The 22,298-nt window shown below is 74.7% G+C and carries 20 protein-coding genes; 7 read left to right on the top strand and 13 right to left on the bottom strand.

Annotation, left to right across the window (positions count from 1 at the left end; genetic code table 11):
- Positions 1–24: 24 nt before the first annotated feature.
- The gene (locus ACU610_RS12815) at positions 25–807 is read right to left on the bottom strand and encodes an alpha/beta fold hydrolase (protein WP_446768092.1); all 783 of its coding nucleotides are present in this window, start codon (positions 805–807) and stop codon (positions 25–27) included.
- A 127-nt stretch (positions 808–934) separates the two neighbouring features.
- On the opposite strand from ACU610_RS12815, the gene ACU610_RS12810 reads away from it, so the two are divergent.
- On the top strand, positions 935–1,294 hold the full coding sequence (locus ACU610_RS12810) for a hypothetical protein (RefSeq protein ID WP_446768091.1): 360 nt from the start codon (positions 935–937) through the stop codon (positions 1,292–1,294).
- Positions 1,295–1,440: 146 nt separating this feature from the next.
- On the opposite strand, the gene ACU610_RS12805 is transcribed toward ACU610_RS12810, so the two are convergent.
- Positions 1,441–2,568 (bottom strand): hypothetical protein, encoded by a 1,128-nt coding sequence (locus ACU610_RS12805; RefSeq protein ID WP_446768090.1) that lies wholly within the window; start codon positions 2,566–2,568, stop codon positions 1,441–1,443.
- A 187-nt stretch (positions 2,569–2,755) separates the two neighbouring features.
- On the opposite strand from ACU610_RS12805, the gene ACU610_RS12800 reads away from it, so the two are divergent.
- Both ACU610_RS12800 and ACU610_RS12795 read left to right on the top strand, forming a co-directional pair.
- Complete coding sequence (locus tag ACU610_RS12800) at positions 2,756–4,162, top strand: DUF4407 domain-containing protein (RefSeq protein ID WP_446768089.1); 1,407 nt, start codon at positions 2,756–2,758, stop codon at positions 4,160–4,162.
- 247 nt (positions 4,163–4,409) lie between these two features.
- Positions 4,410–7,703 (top strand): DEAD/DEAH box helicase, encoded by a 3,294-nt coding sequence (locus ACU610_RS12795; protein ID WP_446768088.1) that lies wholly within the window; start codon positions 4,410–4,412, stop codon positions 7,701–7,703.
- A gap of 64 nt (positions 7,704–7,767) precedes the next feature.
- On the opposite strand, the gene ACU610_RS12790 is transcribed toward ACU610_RS12795, so the two are convergent.
- Positions 7,768–8,151 carry a type II toxin-antitoxin system VapC family toxin gene (locus ACU610_RS12790; protein ID WP_446768087.1) on the bottom strand — a complete coding sequence of 128 codons (384 nt, stop codon included), beginning with the start codon at positions 8,149–8,151 and terminating at the stop codon, positions 7,768–7,770.
- On the bottom strand, positions 8,148–8,369 hold the full coding sequence (locus ACU610_RS12785; RefSeq protein ID WP_446768086.1) for a FitA-like ribbon-helix-helix domain-containing protein: 222 nt from the start codon (positions 8,367–8,369) through the stop codon (positions 8,148–8,150). The genes ACU610_RS12790 and ACU610_RS12785 overlap by 4 nt, the downstream gene beginning before the upstream one ends.
- A 291-nt stretch (positions 8,370–8,660) precedes the next feature.
- Here ACU610_RS12785 and ACU610_RS12780 point away from each other — a divergent pair, with 291 nt between their 5' ends.
- Positions 8,661–9,107 (top strand): hypothetical protein, encoded by a 447-nt coding sequence (locus tag ACU610_RS12780; protein ID WP_446768085.1) that lies wholly within the window; start codon positions 8,661–8,663, stop codon positions 9,105–9,107.
- Positions 9,108–9,113: 6 nt separating this feature from the next.
- Here ACU610_RS12780 and ACU610_RS12775 read toward each other — a convergent pair whose 3' ends face one another.
- The 3 genes from ACU610_RS12775 to ACU610_RS12765 all read right to left on the bottom strand — a co-directional run bounded on the left by ACU610_RS12775 (position 9,114) and on the right by ACU610_RS12765 (position 11,681).
- Positions 9,114–9,410, bottom strand: a complete 297-nt coding sequence (locus ACU610_RS12775; RefSeq protein WP_446768084.1) for a hypothetical protein — start codon at positions 9,408–9,410, stop codon at positions 9,114–9,116.
- Positions 9,411–9,418: 8 nt separating this feature from the next.
- Positions 9,419–10,252 carry a hypothetical protein gene (locus ACU610_RS12770; protein WP_446768083.1) on the bottom strand — a complete coding sequence of 278 codons (834 nt, stop codon included), beginning with the start codon at positions 10,250–10,252 and terminating at the stop codon, positions 9,419–9,421.
- Between the two features lie 91 nt (positions 10,253–10,343).
- Complete coding sequence (locus ACU610_RS12765) at positions 10,344–11,681, bottom strand: ABC1 kinase family protein (protein WP_446768082.1); 1,338 nt, start codon at positions 11,679–11,681, stop codon at positions 10,344–10,346.
- A gap of 242 nt (positions 11,682–11,923) precedes the next feature.
- Between ACU610_RS12765 and ACU610_RS12760 the strand changes: the two genes are divergently transcribed.
- On the top strand, positions 11,924–12,349 hold the full coding sequence (locus tag ACU610_RS12760) for a nuclear transport factor 2 family protein (RefSeq protein ID WP_446768081.1): 426 nt from the start codon (positions 11,924–11,926) through the stop codon (positions 12,347–12,349).
- Positions 12,350–12,421: 72 nt separating this feature from the next.
- On the opposite strand, the gene ACU610_RS12755 is transcribed toward ACU610_RS12760, so the two are convergent.
- Both ACU610_RS12755 and ACU610_RS12750 read right to left on the bottom strand, forming a co-directional pair.
- Positions 12,422–12,847: a type II toxin-antitoxin system VapC family toxin gene (locus tag ACU610_RS12755; protein ID WP_446768080.1), complete on the bottom strand. Its 426-nt coding sequence runs from the start codon at positions 12,845–12,847 to the stop codon at positions 12,422–12,424.
- Complete coding sequence (locus tag ACU610_RS12750; protein WP_446768079.1) at positions 12,844–13,101, bottom strand: type II toxin-antitoxin system Phd/YefM family antitoxin; 258 nt, start codon at positions 13,099–13,101, stop codon at positions 12,844–12,846. The genes ACU610_RS12755 and ACU610_RS12750 overlap by 4 nt, the downstream gene beginning before the upstream one ends.
- A gap of 273 nt (positions 13,102–13,374) precedes the next feature.
- Between ACU610_RS12750 and ACU610_RS12745 the strand changes: the two genes are divergently transcribed.
- Both ACU610_RS12745 and ACU610_RS12740 read left to right on the top strand, forming a co-directional pair.
- Complete coding sequence (locus ACU610_RS12745; protein WP_446768078.1) at positions 13,375–14,181, top strand: SAM-dependent methyltransferase; 807 nt, start codon at positions 13,375–13,377, stop codon at positions 14,179–14,181.
- Entirely contained in the window at positions 14,178–16,349 is a 2,172-nt protein-coding gene (locus ACU610_RS12740) for a putative bifunctional diguanylate cyclase/phosphodiesterase (protein ID WP_446768077.1), read from the top strand. Before ACU610_RS12745 ends, ACU610_RS12740 begins: the two co-directional genes overlap by 4 nt.
- A gap of 266 nt (positions 16,350–16,615) precedes the next feature.
- Here ACU610_RS12740 and ACU610_RS12735 read toward each other — a convergent pair whose 3' ends face one another.
- The 4 genes from ACU610_RS12735 to ACU610_RS12720 all read right to left on the bottom strand — a co-directional run bounded on the left by ACU610_RS12735 (position 16,616) and on the right by ACU610_RS12720 (position 22,032).
- Entirely contained in the window at positions 16,616–18,169 is a 1,554-nt protein-coding gene (locus ACU610_RS12735) for an HNH endonuclease (protein WP_446768076.1), read from the bottom strand.
- Between the two features lie 484 nt (positions 18,170–18,653).
- Positions 18,654–19,103 (bottom strand): nucleotidyltransferase family protein, encoded by a 450-nt coding sequence (locus ACU610_RS12730; protein WP_446768075.1) that lies wholly within the window; start codon positions 19,101–19,103, stop codon positions 18,654–18,656.
- Between the two features lie 38 nt (positions 19,104–19,141).
- The gene (locus ACU610_RS12725; RefSeq protein WP_446768074.1) at positions 19,142–20,686 is read right to left on the bottom strand and encodes a long-chain-fatty-acid--CoA ligase; all 1,545 of its coding nucleotides are present in this window, start codon (positions 20,684–20,686) and stop codon (positions 19,142–19,144) included.
- A 101-nt stretch (positions 20,687–20,787) separates the two neighbouring features.
- On the bottom strand, positions 20,788–22,032 hold the full coding sequence (locus ACU610_RS12720) for a polyhydroxyalkanoate depolymerase (RefSeq protein WP_446768073.1): 1,245 nt from the start codon (positions 22,030–22,032) through the stop codon (positions 20,788–20,790).
- Positions 22,033–22,298 lie beyond the last annotated feature (266 nt).

Genomic DNA, 22,298 nt, shown 5'->3' with positions numbered 1-22,298 from the left:
TCAGGGCCGCGGCGACGGTCTCGGTCAGGGCAGCTCGAGGGCCAGGCGCTCGATCGGGGCGGACCAGGCGTCCGGCGCCGTCCACACGAAGCTGTGCGCGCCGGGCAGGACGCGGAACCGGCCGTCCGGGGCCAGGGCGGCGAGCTCGCGCGCCCACTCCTCGGTGCACAGCCGGTCCCGGTCACCCCACAGCACGAGCACCGGCACCCGCACCTGCGGGACGACGTCCTCCAGCGCGTCGGCGAGGTGGGCCGAGAGGGCGTGCCGGACCCGGCGCAGCCCGGCGCGCTGCCGCTCGGAGGTGTGCTGGGCGTCGAGGCTCGGCGGCTCCAGCGCGTGGTTGCGGCGCCAGGCCAGCAGCACCCGGCGCAGGCTGCGGTAGCGCGGGTCGACGGTGGGACTGGCCAGGACCAGCGCCCGCACGTCCCCGGGGCGGCGGACCGCGACCCGCGCCGCCACCTGCGTGCCGCTGGAGTGCCCGGCGAGCACCACCCGGTCGAGCCCGCTGCCGTCGAGCCACTGCACCACGGCGTCGGTGAACTGGGCGACGTCCAGCGGGTGCGGCGGCTCGCCGCTGCCGGAGAAGCCGGGCAGCTCGACCAGGTGGGCGCGGGTCCAGGCGCCCAGCTCGCACAGCGCCGGCTGGAGGTAGTCCGCCACGGCCAGGCCGGGGACGACGACCACCTCGGGAACGCCCTCGCGCGGCGTGCCGACCGTGCGGCTGCGCATCACGCCCCAGGTGGTGCGGCGGTGGGCGAGCTCGACGTCGGGAGGTGGGTGTGGACCCGCACCGGGGTCGGCGGCCATGGCGCGACGGTAGCCACCGGCGTCGGCTGCGAGGGGACGGCGTTGCTGGTTGACTCCGGGCAGACGGTGAGCCGAGCCGTTCGGGCCGGTCCGCAGGGGGTGCGCCATGGCGACGACGGTCGCGGGGATGTCGAAGCAGCAGCTGGCGAGGGTGCTGGGCGCCACGGGGGCGGCCTTCGGGCTGGTCAGCCTTGTCGCCCCGAGGGCGGTCGCCGGGACCTACGGCGTCCCGGTCACCCCGGCGGGGCTGCAGCTGCAGCGGCTGTTCGGCAGCCGGGCGCTGGCGATCTCGGTCCTGGCGCTGACCGCGCGCACCGACGAGGAGGTCGACCGCGGGCTGGCCGTGGTGGCCGGCATGAACGCGATCGACGCGCTGACCGCGCTGGCGGCGGCTGCGCAGGCCGGCCGGGCCACCACGCTGCGGGCGGTCGCCAGCTCGCTGGCCTACGGCGCCACCGCGCTGGTCGTCCGTTCGATGAAGGGCTGAGCCGCGCGCCTGGCGGTGCGCGCCGGCCGCCCGGACGGCGCGGAGGCCACGCCCTCACTTCCCGTTGATCATGGGGTTGTCGTCGCCGACACGCGCGGCCACGCCGGGCAGGCGGGCGACAACCCCATGATCAACACGGGGTCACGTCAGCCGACCAGGAAGGCGGTGGCCTGCGGGCCGTCGCCGTCGACGCACGAGCCGGTGACCACGAGTCCGGCGTCCCCGTCGAGCGGTGCGACGTCGCCCAGCACACCCGCACCCGCGCACAGCGACACCGCCGACACCCGCTGCCCGGCGGCCAGATCGACGGCGATCAGCTCGGCGGGGTAGGAGAGGTCGGCCTGCGGCACCCACGCCGAACCGCCGTCCGGGGAGAGGACGACGTCGAGGGCCGAGTCACCCACGCCGTCCAGCTCGACCGAGGTCGCGACCGCGCCGTCCACGACGGTGACCAGCCGGCCGAGCCGGCGGCCGTCGCTCACGTGGACGGTGGCGACCACCGTGCCGTCGGCGGTCACGTCGAGGCCGGCCGGGACGCCGACCGGGGCGTCGGGCGCGAGGTCGACCGGTCCGCCCACCGGCCGCAGGTCGGCGCCGTAGGTCGCCAGCAGGGCCCGCCCCCCGCTGTCGACGAGTGCGGCCAGACCGCCGTCCGGGCGGGTCGCGAGCGCGGTGACCGTGCCCTCGGGGACGACGGGGGCGGTGCGGGAGACGACGCCCGAGAAGAGGTCGACGGCGATCAGCTGCGCGGGACCGGCGTCGGGGAGGGTGAGCGCGACGTGCAGCGTGCGCCCGTCGGAGGAGAGGGCGGTGGCCGCCCGCTCCGGGCGCAGGCCGAGGGCGGTGACGGTGGCCCGACCGTCGGGCGGGACGGTCAGCAGCTGGTACCCGGTGGTCGGGCTGGTGTTGGCGACGAGGAACGAGCCGTCGGCCAGGACGGTGAGCCCGGCGTCGTCCCCGACCGCGGGCAGCTCGAGCAGCGTGGTCGCCGTCGGTCCGTCCTCGCCGGAGCCGACCGCGACCAGCCACGCACGCGTGCCGCCGTCCCCGAGCAGCGCGACCGGGTCGCCGCCGGGGGTGGCGGCGAGGTCGAGCAGCTGGGCGTCCTCGCCGACGGCCGCGTCGAGGTCGACGGTGCCGAGCAGGGCGGGGCCGCCGTCGGCGCCGGTGCGCGGGGCGGGGCCCGCGTTCCCGTCACTCGTGCAGGCCGCGGCCGTCAGGACGGCGGCCACGGCGACGGAGGTGACCGCGGCGGTGCGGCGGACGCGGGGCATGACGGCTCCGGGGTCGGGCGGAGGTCGAGCGTCCGCCGAGGCCGTGGGCGCGGCAACTCGGACACGCACCCCTGACGCCTCCTGGGGCGCGTGTGACTGGCTCGTCCGGCCGCGCCGGACGAGTGCCGATGAGCCGGGGGAGACGACGGACCGATCTCTACCCCCGTCGTCGCGGGAGTGGCTCGGTATGGCGGCATGGCAGGGACGACTCGGGGACGGCCTGGCGGTGCTCGGCGGCGCCCGCCCCGACGTGCTGGAGGTGGCGCCCGGTGCGCGGCCGCGGTTCGTGGCGCTCGGCGGCGTGCTGCTCAGCACCGGTGGGCTGGCCGTCGTCTCCATGGCGTTCGCCGTGGCGATGGCGCTGGGTGTGTGGTGGCCGCTGGCGCTGCTGGTCGGCCTGGGCTGGGGCGCGGTCGTGGTCAACCTCGACCGGATGCTGCTGGTCGGGATGGCGCACGACGCCTCGCTGAAGCGGAACCTGGTGCTCGCCGTCCCGCGGGTGGGGCTGGCGCTGATCCTGGGCGCGGTGATCGCGACCCCGCTGACGCTGCAGGTGTTCTCCTCGGAGATCGACACCGAGGTCAAGGCGATGCAGGCCGAGGCCGCCGACGCCTACCGGGAGTCGCTGGAGACCGACGCCCGCTTCGCCGGGCTGGCGCAGCTGCGCGAGGAGGTGGCGCTGCAGGAGTCGATCGTGGCCTCCGGCGGTGTCGCGGACCCGCAGCTGGCGGCCGTGCACGGCGACGCGACGGCGGCCCGGCAGGCGTACGACGCGGCGCTGGCGACCCAGCAGGAGCTCGAGGCGAAGGCGCAGTGCGAGCTGGACGGCACCTGCGGCACCGGGGACGCCGGGACCGGGCAGGCGTACGTCGAGGCGCGGGCGGCGGCGGACGCGCAGGCCGCGGTGGTGGCCTCGGCGCGGTCCGCGCTCGACGCGGCCACCGCGGCTGCCACGGCGGCGGAGGGGCGCGCTGCGGAGCTGGCGTCGGCGTCGCTGGAGACCGACCGGGCCGAGCTGGAGCGGCTGACCGCGGAGCAGACCCGGCTGCAGACGGCGTTCGACGCGACCAACGAGGACGCCGACGGGATCCTGGCGCGGCTGGAGGCGCTCGACCGGCTGGGTGACCGCAACGCGACGCTGGCCGCGGCGCAGCTGATGCTGTCGCTGCTGTTCATGAGCATCGAGATCCTGCCGGTGCTGATGAAGCTGCTGCTGAACTTCGGCCCGCCGTCGGCCTACGACAAGCTCGCGGCGCTGCGCGACTCCGGTGACGTGGAGATCGAGGAATTGCAGAAGGAGTCGCGGCTGAGCGTGGCGGCGGCGCGCGAGGAGATGCTGGTGATGGCCGAGAAGGAGCGGATCGACCGGCAGAAGGCCGCGATCGTCGCCCGGCGGGAGGCCGCGGAGGCAGCTGCGGCGGCCGAGCGGGCGGCCGCTGCCCGCGCGGCGGAGCGGGCCGCTGCGGCGGCCGAGGCGCCGGCGCCGTCCGCGGTGGAGACGCTGCGCCCCTGGGACACCGGCCCGATGCGCCTGGCCCGGACCGTCCTCGGTGCCCGCCGTCGCCCGACCGACCGCGTTCCGACGGCGGTCTGACGACCCGGACGCTCTGCCGGCGTCCTCCCGCGACGACTCGTGCTCTGCCCGCCACGGTGGGCAGGGCACGAGTTCGTACGGGAGGGGGCACCCGCCCGGTGATCGACGGACGCCGCCCGGTGGTCGGGCGGTCAGGTATCGCCGGCAGACGCTGCTCCGGCGCGATCGGCTGTGTCGGCATGAGCGCTGCCCGGACGGCTGTGGACGACCGGTCCCCGTGTCCCCGGCCGCCTCTAGCCTCGGACGGGTGGTGGATGAGCTGCGGTCGACGCTGACCGACTCCGTCATCCGCCGTTCGGTCGGCCATGACGCGTTCCGCCGCGGCGCGGCCTACGCCAGCGAGGGCCGTGTCTCGGACATCGCCTACTCCCGCACGCTCGGCCAGTTCGACGCCATGGTGACCGGCAGCGGGGGACGCCTGTACCAGACCATCGCGGCCTACGACGCCGGGAGCGCCCGCTGGTGGGGGGAGTGCAGCTGCCCGGTCGGCGCGGACTGCAAGCACGTCGCCGCCGTCCTGGTCACTGCCCGGGAGTCCATGGGCGGCCTCCCGCCGACGGGAGCTGCACGCGCTCCGGACTGGGAGGCGGCGCTCGCCGACCTGGTCCAGGTCGCCGCACCGTCCGGGCAGCGGACCAGCACCTCGCTCGGCCTGCAGTTCGAGGTCGAGGCGGCGCCGGGGGGCTCGCGCTCCGCCGTCCCTGCGCCGTCCATCCGCCTGCGTCCGGTCGTACGGGGCGCCAGGGGACGCTGGATCCGCACGGGGGTGTCCTGGCGGTCGCTGCAGTACGACTACTACGCGCAGCGCGACCCGGCGCAAGCCGCCGCGCTGCGCGCGCTGCACCGCGCCCACCAGGCGGCCGACGACACTCCCGGCTACTACGGCTACGGCTACGGGGACGCGCCGGTACTGCTGGAGGAGTTCGGCCCCGCGCTGTGGCCGGCCCTGCAGCAGGCGGTGGACGAGGGGGTGACCCTCGTGACCGCCCGCGGCGGTCCCGTCCGGGTGGCCGGGGAGCCGGTGTCGCTCGGCGTGGACCTGCGCCGGGACGGCGGTGCCGATGCCGATCTGCGCATCGAGCCGGTGGTCGACCTGGGCTCCGGTGTCTGCGTCCCCGCGGAGGCGGTGCGGCTGCTCGGCAGCCCGCCGCACGGCGCCGTGCTGCTCCCCGGTGACCCGGCGCTGCCCCCGGGCCTCGTGCCGGAGCGGGGGCTGCTGCTCGTACCGGTGCAGCCGGTGCCCCGTCGCGCCGAGAAGCTGCTCATCGCCGGCTCGCTGCGCGTGCCCGCGACCGACCGCGCGCGCTTCCTGACCGGGTTCTACCCCGCACTCCACCGCGCCCTGCCGGTCCGCTCCTCCGACGGGTCGGTGGAGCTGCCGGAGGTGCTGCCACCGCAGCTGTGCCTGCAGGTCGAGCACGCTCCCGGCCACCGGGCCCAGCTCACCTGGTCGGTGCGGTACCGCACGGGCGAGGACGTCCGACGGCTGCCGCTGGCAGCAGGGGACGGCGCCGCTCCGGATGCCGGCCGCGATGTCGCCGCCGAGGAGCAGCTGGTGCGGTCCCTGCCGCTGCCGTCGGACCGGTTGCCCCGGCTGTGGCAGGACGGCCCGGACCGGCGGCTGGCGCCGACCGCCGTGCTGCACGGCATGGACACCGTCGTCCTCACGACCGAGGTGCTGCCCCGGTTGGCGGACGCCGGCGTGCTGGTGGAGGTGACCGGGGAGCCCGCGGACTACCGGCACACCGAGGCGGACCCGGTCGTGCACGTGTCGGCCACCGACAGCGGGGACGCCGACTGGTTCGACCTCGGCGTGACGGTCACCGTGGACGGTGAGGACATCCCGTTCGCGCCGCTGTTCACCGCGCTGGCCGCCGGTGACTCGCACCTGGTGCTGCCCAGCGGGACATGGTTCGACATCCGCCGTCCGGAGTTCGACCGCCTGCGCCGGCTGATCGACGAGGCGCGGGCGCTGCAGGACGCCGAGCGACCGGGCCTGCGGATCAGCCGCTATCAGGCCGGGCTGTGGGACGAGCTCGTGGAGCTCGGGGTGGTGGCCGAGCAGAGCGAGCGGTGGACGCGGGACGTCCGGGCGCTGCTCGAGGTCGACGACGCCGAGCCGCCGGCGCTACCCGCCGGGCTGGCCGCGCAGCTGCGGCCCTACCAACTGCAGGGCTACCAGTGGCTCTGCGTGCTGTGGGACGCCGGTCTCGGTGGCGTGCTCGCCGACGACATGGGGCTGGGCAAGACCCTGCAGACCCTGGCGCTGGTCTGCCGGGCGCAGGAGGCCGGCGAGCTGACCGCACCGGTGCTCGTCGTGGCCCCGACGAGCGTGGTGTCGAACTGGGCGCGGGAGGCGGGCCGCTTCGCGCCCGGCCTCCGTGTGCGGACCATCGAGGCCACCGGCCGCAAGCTCGGCGTGCCCCTGGCCGAGGCGGTCGACGGCGCCGACCTGGTCGTCACCTCGTACACGCTGCTGCGGCTCGGCGAGGACGACTACCGCGCGTTGCCGTGGAGCGGGCTGGTGCTCGACGAGGCGCAGTTCGTGAAGAACCACCAGGCGAAGACGTACGCCGCCGCGCGGCGGTTGCCGGCCCGGTTCAAGCTGGCGATCACCGGCACACCGGTGGAGAACGACCTGATGGACCTGTGGTCCATGCTCTCGATCGTGGCGCCCGGGCTGTTCCCGAGCCCGCAGCGGTTCACCGAGCACTACCGGACGCCGATCGAGAGGGGCGGGGACGCCGACGTGCTGGCGGCGCTGCGCCGCCGGATCCGGCCGCTGATGCGCCGCCGCACCAAGGAGCAGGTCGCCGCCGAGCTGCCGCCCAAGCAGGAGCAGGTGCTCGAGGTGGTGCTGAACCCGAGGCACCGCAAGGTGTACGACACGCACCTGCAGCGGGAGCGGCGCAAGGTGCTCGGCCTCGTCGACGACCTGCAGCGGAACCGGTTCACCATCTTCCGGTCGCTGACCCTGCTGCGGCAGCTGGCCCTCGACGCGGCGCTGGTGGATGACGCCTACGCCGGTATCCGGTCGAGCAAGGCCGACGCGTTCCTCGAGCACCTGCAGGAGGTGGTCGCCGAGGGGCACCGCGCGCTGGTGTTCAGCTCGTTCACCGGCTTCCTGGCCACGGTACGCGCGCGGCTGGACGCCCACGGCCTGCCCTACGCCTACCTCGACGGGCGCACGCGGGACCGGCAGCGGCGGATCGACGAGTTCCGCAGCGGGCGCGCCCCGGTCTTCCTGATCAGCCTGAAGGCCGGCGGGTTCGGGCTGACCCTGACCGAGGCCGACTACGTGTTCGTGCTCGACCCGTGGTGGAACCCGGCGGTGGAGGCGCAGGCGGTCGACCGCACGCACCGGATCGGCCAGGACAAGACGGTGATGGTCTACCGGCTGGTGGCCGCAGGGACCATCGAGGAGAAGGTCGTGGCGCTGCAGGAGCGCAAGCGGGACCTGGTCGCCCGCGTGATGGACGATGACGGCGGCGCACTGTCCGGGGCGCTGACGGCCGAGGACATCCGCGGCCTGTTCGCCTGATCCCGCGCGTGCTCGTATCGGCCGTCCGGTCCGGGTTCCTCCCGCCAGCCGCGGGGGGTGGCGATCAGCGCGGGACGACGGTCACCGCGCAGCGGAGTCCCGGCACCCGGCTGAGCCGTCCGTCCGCGGTGAGGAGGGCGCAGCCGAGCGCCTCGGCCAGCGCGAGGTAGGAGGCGTCGTAGGCGGAGACGTTCTCCCGCAGCTCCCAGACCCGGTCCAGCAGCCCGCCCATCGGATGCCGCACGACGCCCAGTCGCCGCCAGGTGTCCAACGCGGCCCATCCGTCGTCCGCGCCGAGCGATCGGCTGAGCACCTGGCGCCGGAGGGCATGTGCGATCTCGGCGTCGATGAGGTGCGGGACGTGCGCCGCCTCGTCGGCGAGGGACCTCCGGGCTTCGCCCGCGTTGAGCAGCGCGGACACGGCTGCCGACGCGTCGAGGACGATCACCGTGAGGCGCGCTCGGCGGCCAGACCGTCGACGATGTCGGGCGGAGCGATGCCGTGGTCCGGGAGCGCGGCGAGCAGTCGGGGGTTGTCCGCGCGACGGGAGGCCTCGGTCAGTTCGCGGAGGGCTACGGCGCTCACCGACATCCCCTCGCGGGCCGCGAGCCGTTCGAGGCCTTCCACGACCTCGTCGGGCACGTTGCGCAGGTACAGCGTCCGCATGTCAAGACGCTAGCAGGCTGCTAGCAAGTTGCGACAGCTCGTGGACTTGAAGGTACCGGGGTCGAGGCTCGCCCGGACCTCGACTCACCGGTCGGTCTGCCACACCGAGCGCTGGCAGGGCAGGTCACACGCGCCCCGCCCACACCGTGCTCGGCGCTCCGCGGACGCCGCTCCGGCGTGCGGCGGGCAGACGTCGTTCGAGCGCCTCGCTCAAGCGGAGCGGGGAAGCGGCCGATACTCGTCGTACGCCCGTCCTGACCTGCAGTGCGGATCCAGGGGAGGGGGAGAGCGGTGAGCGCAGCCGTCTGGGCCTTCATCGGCGTGGTGGCCGGCGGGCTGCTCACGGTCGCCGCCCAGGCCACCGCCGAGTCCCTCAAGGCCCGTGCCGCGGCGCGGGCACGGCAGGAGCAGCGCGCACGCGCGTGGCGCGAGTTCGAACGCGAGACCCTGATCGAGCTGCAGACCGCGATGGCCGACTACCGGGCGGCCCTGGAGCGGGACCGGAGCCAGCTCCTGCCCCTGCGCGGCACGGAGCAGCAGCTCTCGGCCGCCCGGTCGAGGTACCAGATGCTCGTGCACCGCGTCTCGTCGTCCGCCGCACGCGAGGCCGCGCTGGCGTGGGAGGCCGCCGCGCTGCCCTGGTTCCAGGGTGACGACTCCGGCACCGCCGCGGCGGAGGCGGAGACGTGGGAGACGGCGATGCGGGTCACGGGCGAGGCCGTCCGCACCACGGACTGACGGCGGTCAGGCGGTGTGCAGGCGCTCGGCGACCCCGTGGTCCCGGGCCGCCTCGAGCAGGTACTCGCCGAACTCCCGGCTGACGTGTTCCGCGCGGAGCTCCGCGGCGCCACCGTCGACGAGCACGCGGGTGATGAGCTCGTCGGCGAAGGACGGGGTGCCGGCGACCATGCGGCGGAAGTCGACCACGATGGTGGCGCCGGGCATGCGGTCCGCGAGGCCGTCGATCAGTGCACGGGCGCGCTCGCGGCCGCCGCTCAGCTGCGGGACCTCGATCGGTGGGAGGACAGCAGGCACGGTCATCGACCTCCTCACAGGCTCAGGCGCACGTGGGCGAGCGTACCGGGATAGGACGCGGGCAGATCCGACAGTTCGGGTTCCGGGTGACCGCGCCGGAAGGTGCCGCTGGCCTTCCCGCTGATCAGCGTCACGCTCCCGCGGTGCTCTCCGGTGATGCCGATGACCCGGCTGATGCCGCGGCCGCGCCCGGGGCGGCCGATCGAGGTCACGTGCACCTGCGCCGCCCGCACGATCGCCGTCCGGTCGTCGGGCACGGGGATCGCGGTGGAGAGCCGCTCCCGCAGGCCGATGCCGCTGTCACCGACGGCGAAGGAGATGTCCCCCCTGTTGTCGTACCGCTGGAGCGCCACGTAGCCGTGCGACCGGGTGCTGTGCTCCAGGACGTTCCGGGCCATCTCGTCGAGCGCCGCGTACAGCGGCTGGATGAGCTCGGGGTGGTCGTCGACGTAGGTCTGCACCAGGGCGGCGGCGACGGTGTCCAGCCCGGCCTCCCCGTCGAACCGGCGCAGCTCGACCAGGCGGTGGCCGAGCCGGCGCTCCCGCACCTGGGGCAGGTCGTGGACGACGTCCAGCCCGGCGAGCTGCTCGCCGAGCCGCATGCGGGTGAGGTAGTTGGCGACGTCCCCACCCTCCGGCTTGCGGAAGCGGACGGGACGGCGCAGGAGCCGCGCCCGCTCGGCGATGACCGCGAGGCTCACCAGTCCGGCCGGGTCGATGAACTGGAGCCTGGTCAGGTCGATCTCGACGGATCCGGTGCCCGCAGGGCGCAGGTGTCCACCGATCTCGTCGTACGTCAACACGCCGTTCGTGCAGACCGTGATGTCGACGCAATCGGTCCTGGTCATCTCCGTTACATCATCGGCGAGGGTCTGACATTCAGCGAGTGACGGCGCGGTCCTCGTGCGTGACCGGGGCGCGGTCGCCCGGCCGCTCCCCTCAGGACCGGGAGTCGTGCGGCGCGTCGTAGCCGGGCAGCCACCGCCGGAGCTCGGCGTCGACGGCCACGGTGGCGTCCAGCGAGCAGAGGACGCCGGCCAGCCCCGCGGCCACGCGTTGGAGCAGCAGGTGGCGCGGCGGGACGGTCAGCCGGCGCTGGGTGCGGGCGGCGGCGCTGAACGGGTCCGAGGCGATCCGGGTCTGCTCCTGCACCCAGGCCCGGGTGAACCGGTACGCCGGGCTGCGCAGCGGCTGCAGGTAGGGGTCGAGCAGGGCCAGCAGGGCTCGAGCGGTGACCTGGTCCGGCCGCAGCAGCGCGGCGGAGGCGGCGATGCGGTGCAGGGACGCGGCGTCGCCGTCCCGACCGGCGGTGAGGAGCGGTCCGAGCCGGGCCGGCCAGCCGTGCGGCAGAGCCTCGGTCGCGCCGAAGTCGAGGACGCCGAGCCGGCCGTCGGGCAGCAGCCGGAAGTTGCCGGGGTGCGGGTCGCCGTGCAGCCGGCGGGCGCGCACCGGCGCGGAGGCGAGCAGGCGGACCAGCAGCCGGCCGGCGTGGTCCCGGTCGTCCCGGCTGCCGTCGGTGATGACCCGCGACAGGGGGGTGCCGTCCAGCCAGCGGGTGACCAGGACCCGGCCCTCGACGGCCAGCACGTCCGGGACGGCGATGTCCGGGTCGCCGCGGTAGGCGTCGGCGAACGCCGTCTGGGCGTCGGCCTCCCGGACGTAGTCGACCTCCTCGACGAGCCGGTCGCGCAGCTCCGCGAGCAACCGACGGGCGTCGAGACCGGGCACGGCCGCCTGCAGGAGCGGCGCCGCCCTCTGCAGCACGCCCAGGTCGGCGACGAGCGCCTCGCCGGCGCCCGGGTACTGGACCTTCACCGCCACCGGGGTGCCGTCGGACCAGGTGGCGTGGTGCACCTGTCCCACGCTGGCCGCCGCGACCGGCCGGTCGTCGAAGTCGCGGAACAGCCGCCGCCAGTCGTGGCCGAAGGACGCCTCGAGCTGCCGGTGCACCAGGTCGGCCGGCATGGCCGGCGCCGCCTCCTGCAGCCGGACCAGCGTCTCGCGGTAGGGACCGACCAGCTGCTCGGGCAGCGCGGCCTCCATCGCCGACATCGCCTGGCCGACCTTCATCGCCCCGCCCTTGAGCTGCCCGAGGACGGCGAACAGCTGCTCGGCGGTGCGCTGCTGCACCTGCGCGGCGACCACCTCGGCCGGGCGGCCGCCGATCCGCTTGCCGATCCCCAGGGCGGTGCGCCCGGCGTACGCCGCGGGCAGGGCGGCGAGCCGCGCCGTCCGCGTGAGGCGGCCCCGCGGCGGCCCGCCGTCCTCGGAGGTCACCGGCGGACGGTAGCGCTGACCGGCGCCTCGGCGACCACGGCGTCGTCCGCGCCGGGGCAGGCGGTCGACGTCGGGAGCGGGACTGAGGAGCACGAGACGGGTCCTCCCCACCCGAACCCGAGTGGGGAGGTCTCGGCGTGGTCGGTGCAGGTCCGTACGCGGTGAGGACGGGCGAGGATGGCGCCCGTGTCGGAGGCGGGGTCGTGCCAGGCCGGCGCCACGGTCCGAGGAGGTGCTGACGGGTGAGGACGAACCGGGAGATCGTGGCCGACGCCTTCGAGGCGTGGTCACACGGGAAGGGCTACGTGGCGAGCATCTTCGCCGACGACATGACCTGGGAGATCGTCGGTCGGTCGCGGGCGTCGGGGACGTACGGCACTGCGAAGGAGTTCACCGACGAGGTCCTGCACCCCTTCGGTGCCCGGTTCGGAGCGGACACGCCGTTCCGCCCGGTCGACATCCGCGGGATCTACGCCGACGGGGACACGGTCATCGTCCTGTGGGACGGCGAGGGCACCACCACGGCGGGGACGACCTACCGCAACACGTACGCCTGGTTCCTGACCCTGCGCGACGGCAAGGTCGTCGACGGCACCGCCTTCTACGACAGCATCGCGTTCGACGAGCTCTGGGAGAACGTGTCTCCGGACGGTCCCCGCGCGACGTAGACCCGCTCTCCGTGAGCCTGACGTCGCACCGATCCACGACCCGACGAGCCCAGGTGGACAGCGACATCCGGGTCAGGACTGCGCGTCGAGGACCTGCAGACCTTCCCGCTGCCAGGCCGCGAGCAGGTCTTGGTCTCCGGCCAGTGCAACGGTCGTCGTGCTGTGAACCCGCAGTGCTGCGGCGCAGTGGACGGCGTCGTACCCGCGAAGGGCGTGATCGCGCGCCAGAGCCCCTGCCGCGCGGACGAGGTCGTCGTCCACCTCGAGGACGTCCACCTGGGCCCAGACGGACTCGAGTTCGACCAGTGCCCTGTCGTGCGCGTCGGCCGTCAGGCGATCGAGCCGGGACGCGCGGGCGAGCGCAGCAGAGACCTCGGCGAACGTCATCCGGACCGTCGCCACGCTCTCGGCTTGCAGGAAGACCCGGAGAGCGACGTCGGACCCGGGCTCCTCGACGAGCAGCGGCACCAGCGCCGACGTGTCGAAGTAGGCGATCACCTGCGCTGCTCTACGACCAGGTCGCTGACCGTCCCGGAGGCCTCGACACGCTGGGGCGCCGATCGCCTGCGCTGGCGGGCCGGCTGCACGAGTCCCTCGGCGATCAGCCGCTCCAACGGGCTGGGCTCGTCGACCGGGACGATCCGGGCGACGGGGCGGCCGTGGTCGGTGACGGTGACGGTGCGCCCGGCGCGCACCTCGGCCAGGTACCGACTCAGCCCATCGCGCAACTCTCGAATGCCGACAGAGTCCACTCCGACCCCCCTCGTGGCCACATCTCGACGCCGAACTATAGCCACATCCTCGAGGACGCGAGGACATCCGCGGACGGGCTCGGCGCCGCAGCGGTGAGCCCGTCCGATGGTCGGTGCGGCCGGCATCGACGGCCGATCCGGCGTGTCGCCCGACACCGGGACGATCGGGCACCGGGACGGCGGGATCTCGGGTACAGATGCGGGTGGAACCGAGGCCGGTCGCCATCGGGCCGCGGGGTGTCAGCAGTGGGCACTGGATGAGGAGCACGGAACATGCACCGTCCGAGCTGGGTCCCGGCCGAGGTCGACCTGACCCGTCCGAGTGCGGCCCGGGTGTACGACTACTACCTCGGGGGATCGCACAACCTGGAGGTCGACCGGCGCATGGCGCGGGAGGCCATCTCCCTGTGGCCGGACCTCCCCGCGATCATGCAGGCCAACCGCGCGTTCCTCCGCCGGGCGGTCCACCACCTGGCGGAGGAGGGCATCACCCAGTTCCTCGACATCGGGTCCGGCATCCCCACCGTGGGCAACGTGCACGAGGCCGCCCAGCAGACCCATCCGGGGGCCCGGGTCGTGTACGTCGACAGCGACCCGGTGGCGGTGGCCCACAGCCACGCGATCCTCGCCGGCGACGAGCACACCGCCGTGGTCCACGCCGACCTGCGCGCCCCGGAGACCATCCTGGAGCACCCGACGGTCCGGGCGACGCTCGACCTGGACCAGCCCATCGCGCTGCTCGTGGTCGCCGTCCTGCACTTCGTGAGCGACGAGGACGACCCCTTCGGGGCGGTGGCCCGGATCCGCGACCGGCTGGCCCCGGGCAGCCACCTCGTCCTGTCCCACGCCAGCGCCGACGGGCGTCCCGAGGCGGCCGCCTCCCACCGCGAGCTCTACAGCCGCACCCCGACGCCGATGACGATGCGCAGCCGGGAGGAGATCGCAGGGTTCTTCGACGGCTTCGACCTCCTCGACCCCGGGCTGGTGTGGTTGCCGCTCTGGCGGCCGGACGACCCCGACGCGGCGGCCCGGCACCCGGAGCGGACCACCGGCTTCGCCGGGGTCGGGCGCCGCCTGTGAGCACGGCGGTGGCGGGCTCCCGGGACGACGGGGACCGGGCGGGTGCCGCCGTCCCCCCGGACCCCGTCGGTGCCCTCGCCGCGCGGTGGGCCGACGCCGTCGCCGGGACCAGCTACGTGCCCCTGCAGCCGGACGAGCTCCAGGAGCTCCTGCGGGGGCTGCTGCGCCGGCTCCTCGCCGCGCTCGACGAGCCGCCGGTCCGCCAGGGGTCCCTCGGCAGGCAGGTGGGGGCCGCCCTGGTCGACGCCCACTTCACCAACCCGCAGTCCCTCTCCCAGACGCTGTGCGTGCTGCTGGACTGCGGGCCGGGCGGGGGCGGGGCGGCACCGTCGCGCGAGGGTGCCCCTGCCGACCGCCGGTGGCAGGCGCTCGTGGCCGCGGTCGCCGAGGGCTTCAGTGCGGCATTGCAGGAGCGGGCGCTGCGCGAGCAGGAGGAGATCCTGGCCGCGGCCACAGCGGCTCGGGAGCAGGCGCGGGAGGCGCTGCACGTCAGCCAGGAGCGCTTCCGCGCGGTCTTCGAGGGAGCCACGATCGGGATCGGGATCGGCGACCTGGAAGGCCGGATCCTGGACGTCAACCCGGCCCTGGTGCGGCTCCTGGGGCATCCGGTCGAGGAGTTCCGCCGCCGTTCCGTGCAGGAGTTCATGCACCCTGCCGACGTCGAGCAGGTCTGGCGGCTCTACGGGGAGCTGATCCGCGGGGAACGGGACCACTTCCGGCTGGAGAAGCAGTTCCTCAAGTCCGACGGCGAGTCGGTGTGGACCGACCTCACGGTGTCGTTGCTCCGCGACGGCGACGGCCGGCCGCGGTACCAGCTGGCGCTGATCCACGACGTCACGGCGCTGCGCCACCTGCGACGGCAGCTCGAGTTCGAGGCCCAGCACGACGCGCTGACCGGACTGCCCAACCGCAGGACGTTCCTCGCCCACCTGGAGGCCGTCTTCGCCCGCGCGGCACCGGATGCCCGGGCGGGGCTGTGCTACCTCGACCTCGACGGGTTCAAGGCGGTCAACGACACGCTGGGGCACGAGGTCGGCGACCAGCTGCTCGTGGCGGTCGCCCAGCGCCTCCAGTCCGTGGTGCGCGACCGTGGGCTGTCGGTCGCCCGGCTCGGCGGGGACGAGTTCGTCGTCCTCGTCCCGGGGACGTCGGACAGCGCGCAGCTGGTCGCGCTGGCCGAGGAGGTCCTCGCCGCGGTGGCGCAGCCGGTGCAGCTGGGCGGTCGCCGGGTCGAGATCACCGCCAGCGTCGGTGTGGTGGAGCGGTCGATCGCCGACATCGACCCGGCGGAGCTGCTGCGCGCCGCCGACATGACGCTCTACTGGGCCAAGGCGGACGGCAGGAGCCAGTGGGCGCTGTTCGAGCCGGAGCGCGACGCCCGGGAGATGACCCGGTACCGGCTCTCCTCCGCGCTGCCCGCCGCGGTGGCGGGGGAGGGCCTCCTGGTCCACTACCAGCCCCTGAGGCGGCTGGCCGACGGCCGGCTGCACGGCGTGGAGGCGCTGGTCCGGTGGGAGCACCCGCGCATGGGGCTCCTCGGCCCCGAGAGTTTCGTCGGCCTGGCGGAGGAGTCGGGGATGATCGTCCCCCTCGGCCGGCACGTGCTCCGGGCCGCTTGCCGGCAGGCGTTCTCCTGGTTCGGAGCCAGCAGGAGCGGCCCGTTCGTCAGCGTGAACCTCGCCAGCCGGCAGCTGCGGGACGAGCACCTGGTCGACGACGTCCGCGCCGCGCTCTCCGACAGCGGGCTGCACCCGCAGCAGCTGCAGCTCGAGATCACCGAGAGCGCCGTCATCGGCACCGACCCGCTCACCGGTCACACCCTCGACGCGCTCGCCGGGATGGGCGTGCGCCTGGCCATCGACGACTTCGGTACCGGCTACTCCAACCTCGCCTACCTGCGGCGGCTGCCGCTCGACGAGCTCAAGCTCGACGGTTCCTTCCTCCGCGGACTGCGCTCCGACGACGCGGCCGACCCCGTCGACGTCCAGCTCGTCGGGTCGATCGTCTCGCTGGCCCACCTGCTCGGCCTCACGGTCACCGCCGAGGGCGTGGAGACGCCGGCCCAGGTCACCATCCTGCGGGAGCTGGAGTGCGACGCCGGGCAGGGCACGTACCTCGGTTCCCCTGCCGATCCGGCTGACCTCGGCCAGCTCCTCGACCCGGTCTGAGGAACCGGCCGAACGACCGGACCTCCCGGCGGGGGATCGGCCGTCCCCGTCGTCGTGCCCTCCCAGCCGTCCCCGGCCAGCGCGAGGTCGGCGCGGTCGACTCGAGGACGCAGTCCTCGGTCATGGCGGCCATCACCGCGTCGACGTCGTGCCGGGCGAACGCCTCGTCGAAGCGCTCGACGCGGCCAGGGTCTCGCGGGCGTGACGTCGAGCACTGCAGCGGCCGGCTCGCTCATCGCCATCGCCTCCTCCCGTCGTGACGGCCCTCACGTGCGCAGCGGGTCGGGTGGCGCGAGGTCGTCGAGCCAGGGCGGGTCCGGTTCGGGGTCGTGGCACCAGCCAGGCGGGCGGGTGGACCGGGAGACCCCCGACGGCGTGCGGACGACCAGCCGGCCGTCGGCGAGCAGGGTGAAGGACCAGCCGCGGGCGAACGTCTTGATCCGGTGGTGCCGCCGGCACAGGCAACACAGGTTCCAGCAGGCGGTGAACCCACCGGCGGCGAACGCGTGCCCGTGGTCGATGTCGTGGCGCCCGGGTCTCCGGCGGCAGCCGGACATGCGGCAGTGCCGGTCGCGGGCGGTGACGAGGCGGCGCTGGGCCGCGGTGGGCCGGTAGCGGCGGGTCGACGGAGGGGGCCGCAGGCCGGGCCCCTCGTCCGCCCCGCCGGTTCCGTCGGCCCCACCGGTGTCCTGCTGCTGTCCCTGGGTGGGACAGCCGCCGGTGCTCGGCCGGGTCCGCCGGCGGACGCGGCGACCCCGACCTGCGGCGCGGCGCAGCTCGGCGCGGGTGGCCACCGCAACGGTCTCGCCGGAGGCCGGGTCGTCGATCGCGACGAGCACCGCCCCGCCCGCCGGAGCCGACCCGAGGCCCAGCAGGTCGAGCGAGGCGAGCAGGTCGCGGCACTGGGCGGCGGAGATCAACTGCCCGTCCAGCTCCGCCGGGGCCGCGCCGGCCCGCGCATCGGGCCGCAGCGAGGACAGCGGGGCGTGCACGTGCAGCAGCGCGGTCACCGGTGGGCGGCTGGTGTCCCAGGGCCGCAGGATCAGGTCGAGTGCGGCGGCTGAGCGCAGCACGCCCATCGGCCGGTCGTCGCCGTCGGCGCGCATCCACCGCGCGTACCGGTCGACCGCGTCGCGAGCCGCGTGCACGGCGGGCAAGGGCCCCTCGACGACCAGCCGGCCCAGGTCGTCGGCGGTGCGCTCGACGTGCACGTCGGCCTTCCGCTCGGACTCCGTGCGGCGGCGCTCCTTCGCGTCGGCGTCCAGCCGGTACAGGTGGTAGCGGGTGCGGTCGCCGAGCCGGCCCGGCGGGCAGCTCTCGGCGCCGGGGAGCACCCGTGCCTGCACCCCGGCGGCGACGGCGTCGTCGGTGTCACCGAGCAGGTCGAGCAGGATGCGCGCCTTGCGCACGGTCAGCCGCCCGGCGTACAGCTCCGACCAGGTGGCGGCGAGCTTGGTGGTGAGCAGCATCGACTCGGCCGCCAGCCGGCCGGCCTCGGCCTCGGAGCAGGAGCGGATGATCGCGAGTTCGCTGACGAAGTCGTCGGACACGTCGACGAGCGCGGCCGGGCGCATCGCCCGGGAGTCCGGCCCCGGCCCGCCCCGGGGACCGAAGGCGGCGTCGCGCTCGACCGCGCGCCGGCGGGCCAGCTCGGCGATCGTGGCCGCCTGCCGGGCGTGCTCGCGGGCCATGTGCGCGTCGGCCGACCAGATGTCGCAGACCAGCTCGAACTCGGCCAGCTCCGGCGACACCACCTCCGACGGCACGACGGGCATCGGTTCGCCGTCCTCCGGCGGCCGCGGCACCCCTCCGTCCTCCATGACCGCACGCTAACCGGGAGGTCCGACAGTTCCGGCAGGTCAGCGCGGCGGTCCGAGGTGCTCGTCGTCCTCGTCCAGCCGGCGCACGGCCGCGCTGAGGGCGGCGGCGGATGCGTCGACCACGGCCAGCGCACCGTCCGTGAGTTCCCGGCGGAGGCCGCGCTCGCCGTGCTCGTGGCGGACAGGTCGCGGAGCAGCTCCGGTGCGCGATCGAGGTGCCGCGTCGAGGGTCGAGGTGCAAGAGGCGCGGATCGAGCAGCCGTCGCACGTTGCGCCGGCTCCAGACGAGCGGATCCCCGATGCTGTTGGCGCTGCCCGCCACCGGCACCTCCTCGAGGAGCGGACGCAGGTCGCAGGCCGACCACGGTGGACCCCCGCGAGGAAGCGGTCGACGATCTCGTCCTCCGTCAGGTCCCGCAGCACGCAGTGTGCTCGAGCGACCGGAGCTTCCCCTGCACCGATGCGACGTCGACCGGGCGGGGTGTCACGAGGTGGCCATCCGCTGCAGATCGAGGTCGCGCAGCCACGCCGTCTCGTAGAACTCGAGGGCCGCGGCCATCTGGGTCCGGGCGAACAGGCCGGGCGATGCCTCGTACAGGGGTTGCGCGCCGACCAGTCCGGAGAACCGCGCCGTCGGGGAGGCGCCGTCGAGGACCAGCACGTCGACGTCGTCGCTGGCGGTCAGGTCGGCGAGTTCCCCGACGAGCGCCAGCAGCCCGTGCGGTCCAGCGGGGAGGGACACGGCGACGTCGAGGTCGCGGGCCCGCTCCGGGGTCCGGACGGCGCTGCCGAAGACGGTGATCAGCGCGACGCCGTACCGACGTGCCACCTCGTCGAGCCGCCCGTCGTCTGCGGCGGCGCGCAGACGGTCGAGCGACTCGGCGACGGACACGGCCCGCGAGTAGGAGACGGGTGCGTCACCGGGGAGCCGCATGGAGTGAGCTCACCCGAACGGCCACCGAGCAGTCGGAGTCAGTGGACGGCGCGCTCCTGCCCGGCCCAGTAGGGCTTCCGCAGCTCGCGCTTGAGCACCTTGCCGGCGGGGGAGAGCGGCAACGCGTCGACGACGTCCATGGACCTCGGCTGCTTGTAACTGGCGAGCCGGTCGGCGCAGAAGGCGCGCAGCTCCTCGAGGGTCACGGCGGCGCCGGCCGCCGGGACGACGACGGCGTGGACGCGCTCGCCCCAGGTGTCGTCGGGCACGCCGATGACCGCGCAGGTGGCCACCGCCGGGTGCTGAGCGAGGACGCTCTCCACCTCGACCGAGTACACATTCTCGCCGCCGGAGACGATCATGTCCTTGAGGCGGTCGGTGAGGTACACGTAGCCCTCGTCGTCCATCCAGCCGGCGTCGCCGGTGTGCATCCAGCCGCCGCGCAGCGCCTCGGCGGTCTCCTCCGGCCGGTTCCAGTAGCCGAGCATCACGTGGCCGCCGCGGACGACGATCTCGCCGACCTCGCCGCGGGGCAGCTCGGCGTCGTCCGCACCGACGATGCGCACCTCGGCGTGCGGCGCGGCGCGGCCGACCGAGCGCCGGTGCGTCGGGTCCTGGTGGTCGTCCGCCGTGAGGAGGGTGGCCACGGGGGCGAGCTCGGTCATGCCGTAGGCCTGCAGGAAGCGGGCGTTGGGCAGCGCCTTCATCGTCCGGCCGAGCAGGGCGTCGGACATGGGAGAGGCGCCGTACATCAAGCGCCGGACGCTGGTCAGGTCGAACTCGCCGACCCGGGGGGAGTCGACCACCAGCTGGATCATCGTGGGGACCAGCAGCACGTCGGTCACGCCGTGCTCCTGGACGGCGGTGAGGACGGCGACCGGGTCGAACACCGGGACCATCACCTGCGTGCCGCCGACCACGCCGTTGCCGACCCAGCCCGAGAAGGCCGCGGCGTGGAACATCGGCGCGGCGTGCAGGAACACGCGGTCGGGCGCGACGTGGTCGGTGGCCAGCGCGCCCATGGCCGACGTCAGCAGGTTGTCGTGGCTGAGCAGCACGCCCTTGGACCGGCCGGTGGTGCCGCCGGTGTAGAAGACACCGGCGAGCCGGTCGCCGCCGCGGCGGGCGTCCTCGACCGGGTCGGACGTCTCCACCAGCTCCTCGAAGGGGAGCATGCCGTCGGGGGGAGGGCCGTCGCCGGCGTGGACGACGTGCCGGAGCCAGGGGTGGCCCGCCCGGATGCCGTCGACGCAGGTTGCGAAGGCGTCGTCGACGACGAGGACCCGGGCGTCGACCTCGGCGAGCGAGTCGGCGATCTCCGGGACGCTCCACCGGATGTTGACCGGGACGACGACGCCGCCGGCCCACAGCGTCGCGGCGAGGAACTCGTGGTAGCGGTCGGAGTTCAGGGACAGGATGGCCGCGCGCTCACCGTCCCGGATCCCGAGCGACCGGAGGGCGGCCGCGAGCCGGGCGATCCGGTCGACCGACTCGGCGTGGGTCCGGGTGCGGCCGGCGCAGACGGTGGCGATCCCGTCCGGGCGTTGCTGGACGGAGCGGTGCAGCCCCTGGGTGAGGTACACGGCGACCTCCCGATCCGGTGGCGGTCCGGATCGTGGCTGCGGTGACGCCCGCGTCGCCAGAGGCGGACGGCTCTGCGGCCGGCCGCCCCTGGCGGTGCGGGTCAGCCCAAGGAGGTTGCCTGCTCCCGATCGCGGGCGGAGGCGATGAACTCCCGGACGACGGGGTAGACCTCGGCCTCCCAGCGGGAGCCGCTGAAGACGCCGTAGTGGCCCACCCCGGCCTGCAGGTGGTGGCGCTTGCGCTCCGCCGGGATCCCGGTGCAGAGCTGGTGAGCCGCCTCCGTCTGGCCGGGGGAGCAGATGTCGTCGTTCGCGCCCTCGACGGTGAGCAGCGCGGTGTTCCGGATGGCGCCGGGGTTGACGCGCCGTCCCCGCCAGGTGAAGCGCCCGCGGGGGAGGTCGTGCTGCTGGAAGACGCGGCCGACCGTCTCCAGGTAGAACTCCGCGGGCACGTCCATGACCGCGCCGTACTCGTCGTAGAAGGCGCGGGTGGTGGCGGCCTTGGCCGCGTTGCCGGTGACCAGGTCGCGGTACAGCCGCGCGTGCGCGGTGAGGTGCCGCCGGGGGTTCATCGACATGAACGCGGTCAGCTGCACGACGCCGGGGTAGACCCGCCGTCCCGCGCCCGCGTACCGGCTCGGCACGGTGTCGACGACCCGGCGCTCGAACCAGGAGAGCGGCTTGTCGGCAGCCGACGTGTTGACCCGGTTGGGGTTGACGCGGGTGTCGATCGGGCCGGCCATGAGCGTGACGCTGGCAGGCTCGGCGGGGTCCTGGTCCTCGGCGAGCAGCGCGACGGCGGCGAGCACCAGCGGCGCGGGCTGGCAGACGGCCAGGAGGTGCGTGTCGGGGCCGAGGTGGCGCAGCGCCTGCATCACGTGGTCGATGTACTCGTCGAGCCCGAAGGGCCCGTGCTCGGCGGGGACGTCGCGGGCGTTGTGCCAGTCGATGACGTAGACGTCGTGGTCGGCCAGGAGCGTCTTGATCGTCGGCCGGATGAGCGTCGTGAAGTGGCCGGACATGGGGCCGACGACGAGCACGCGGGGCTGGTCGGTGACCGAGGGCTTGGCGAAGTGCAGCAGGGTGCCGAAGGGGGTCTTCAGCGCCGGGCGCTCGAAGACGTCCGCCTCGCGGTCGCCGACCGGCACGGTGGTGATGCCGAACGCCGGGCGGTGGTGGGTGGGACGCGCGTTGGCGAGGATGTCGCAGGCGGCCAGCACGTGACGGACGGCCGGGGTGCGGCCCAGCGGGGCCGGGAGGCCCTGCAGCGCGCGGGCGGTCCACTCGGACGCCGCGACGACGGGCGCTCCCATCCGGCGGTTCATCTCGTAAGCGGTGTAGAGCATCGGCCTGCCTGTCGCTGAGTTGTGGATCTTGAGTGACTTAAGTCACTGGCGGGTAACTTAACCGCCACGGCGCGCGATGGCGCGGCGACCCTCGTTCGGCCAGGTGACAGGCGCGTGTCGGCGGCACGGGTGTCCCGTGAACAGCAGCGGCCACTCCAGTCCCAGTCGCGGCTCGGGTGTCGCGGCGGCGGCGTCGATGGGGCGGCGCTCCGCGCCGTTGTGGCCGGGGTCTGGCCCACCTCGCAGAAGCGCCCCGACGACCACGG

It is taken from the genome of Geodermatophilus sp. URMC 61 (assembly GCF_052931555.1).
This window is presented reverse-complemented; position numbering and strand designations above follow the sequence as displayed.

Excerpts from the sequence above, each read along its gene's own strand:
- ACU610_RS12730 (WP_446768075.1), bottom strand. The coding sequence starts at position 19,103 with ATGCGGCTCCCCGGTGACGCACCCGTCTCCTACTCGCGGGCCGTGTCC.
- ACU610_RS12815 (WP_446768092.1), bottom strand. The coding sequence starts at position 807 with ATGGCCGCCGACCCCGGTGCGGGTCCACACCCACCTCCCGACGTCGAG.
- ACU610_RS12720 (WP_446768073.1), bottom strand. The coding sequence starts at position 22,032 with ATGCTCTACACCGCTTACGAGATGAACCGCCGGATGGGAGCGCCCGTC.
- ACU610_RS12775 (WP_446768084.1), bottom strand. The coding sequence starts at position 9,410 with ATGACCGTGCCTGCTGTCCTCCCACCGATCGAGGTCCCGCAGCTGAGC.
- ACU610_RS12810 (WP_446768091.1), top strand. The coding sequence starts at position 935 with ATGTCGAAGCAGCAGCTGGCGAGGGTGCTGGGCGCCACGGGGGCGGCC.
- ACU610_RS12770 (WP_446768083.1), bottom strand. The coding sequence starts at position 10,252 with ATGACCAGGACCGATTGCGTCGACATCACGGTCTGCACGAACGGCGTG.
- ACU610_RS12745 (WP_446768078.1), top strand. The coding sequence starts at position 13,375 with ATGCACCGTCCGAGCTGGGTCCCGGCCGAGGTCGACCTGACCCGTCCG.
- ACU610_RS12785 (WP_446768086.1), bottom strand. The coding sequence starts at position 8,369 with ATGCGGACGCTGTACCTGCGCAACGTGCCCGACGAGGTCGTGGAAGGC.
- ACU610_RS12735 (WP_446768076.1), bottom strand. The coding sequence starts at position 18,169 with ATGGAGGACGGAGGGGTGCCGCGGCCGCCGGAGGACGGCGAACCGATG.
- ACU610_RS12800 (WP_446768089.1), top strand. The coding sequence starts at position 2,756 with ATGGCGGCATGGCAGGGACGACTCGGGGACGGCCTGGCGGTGCTCGGC.
- ACU610_RS12805 (WP_446768090.1), bottom strand. The coding sequence starts at position 2,568 with ATGCCCCGCGTCCGCCGCACCGCCGCGGTCACCTCCGTCGCCGTGGCC.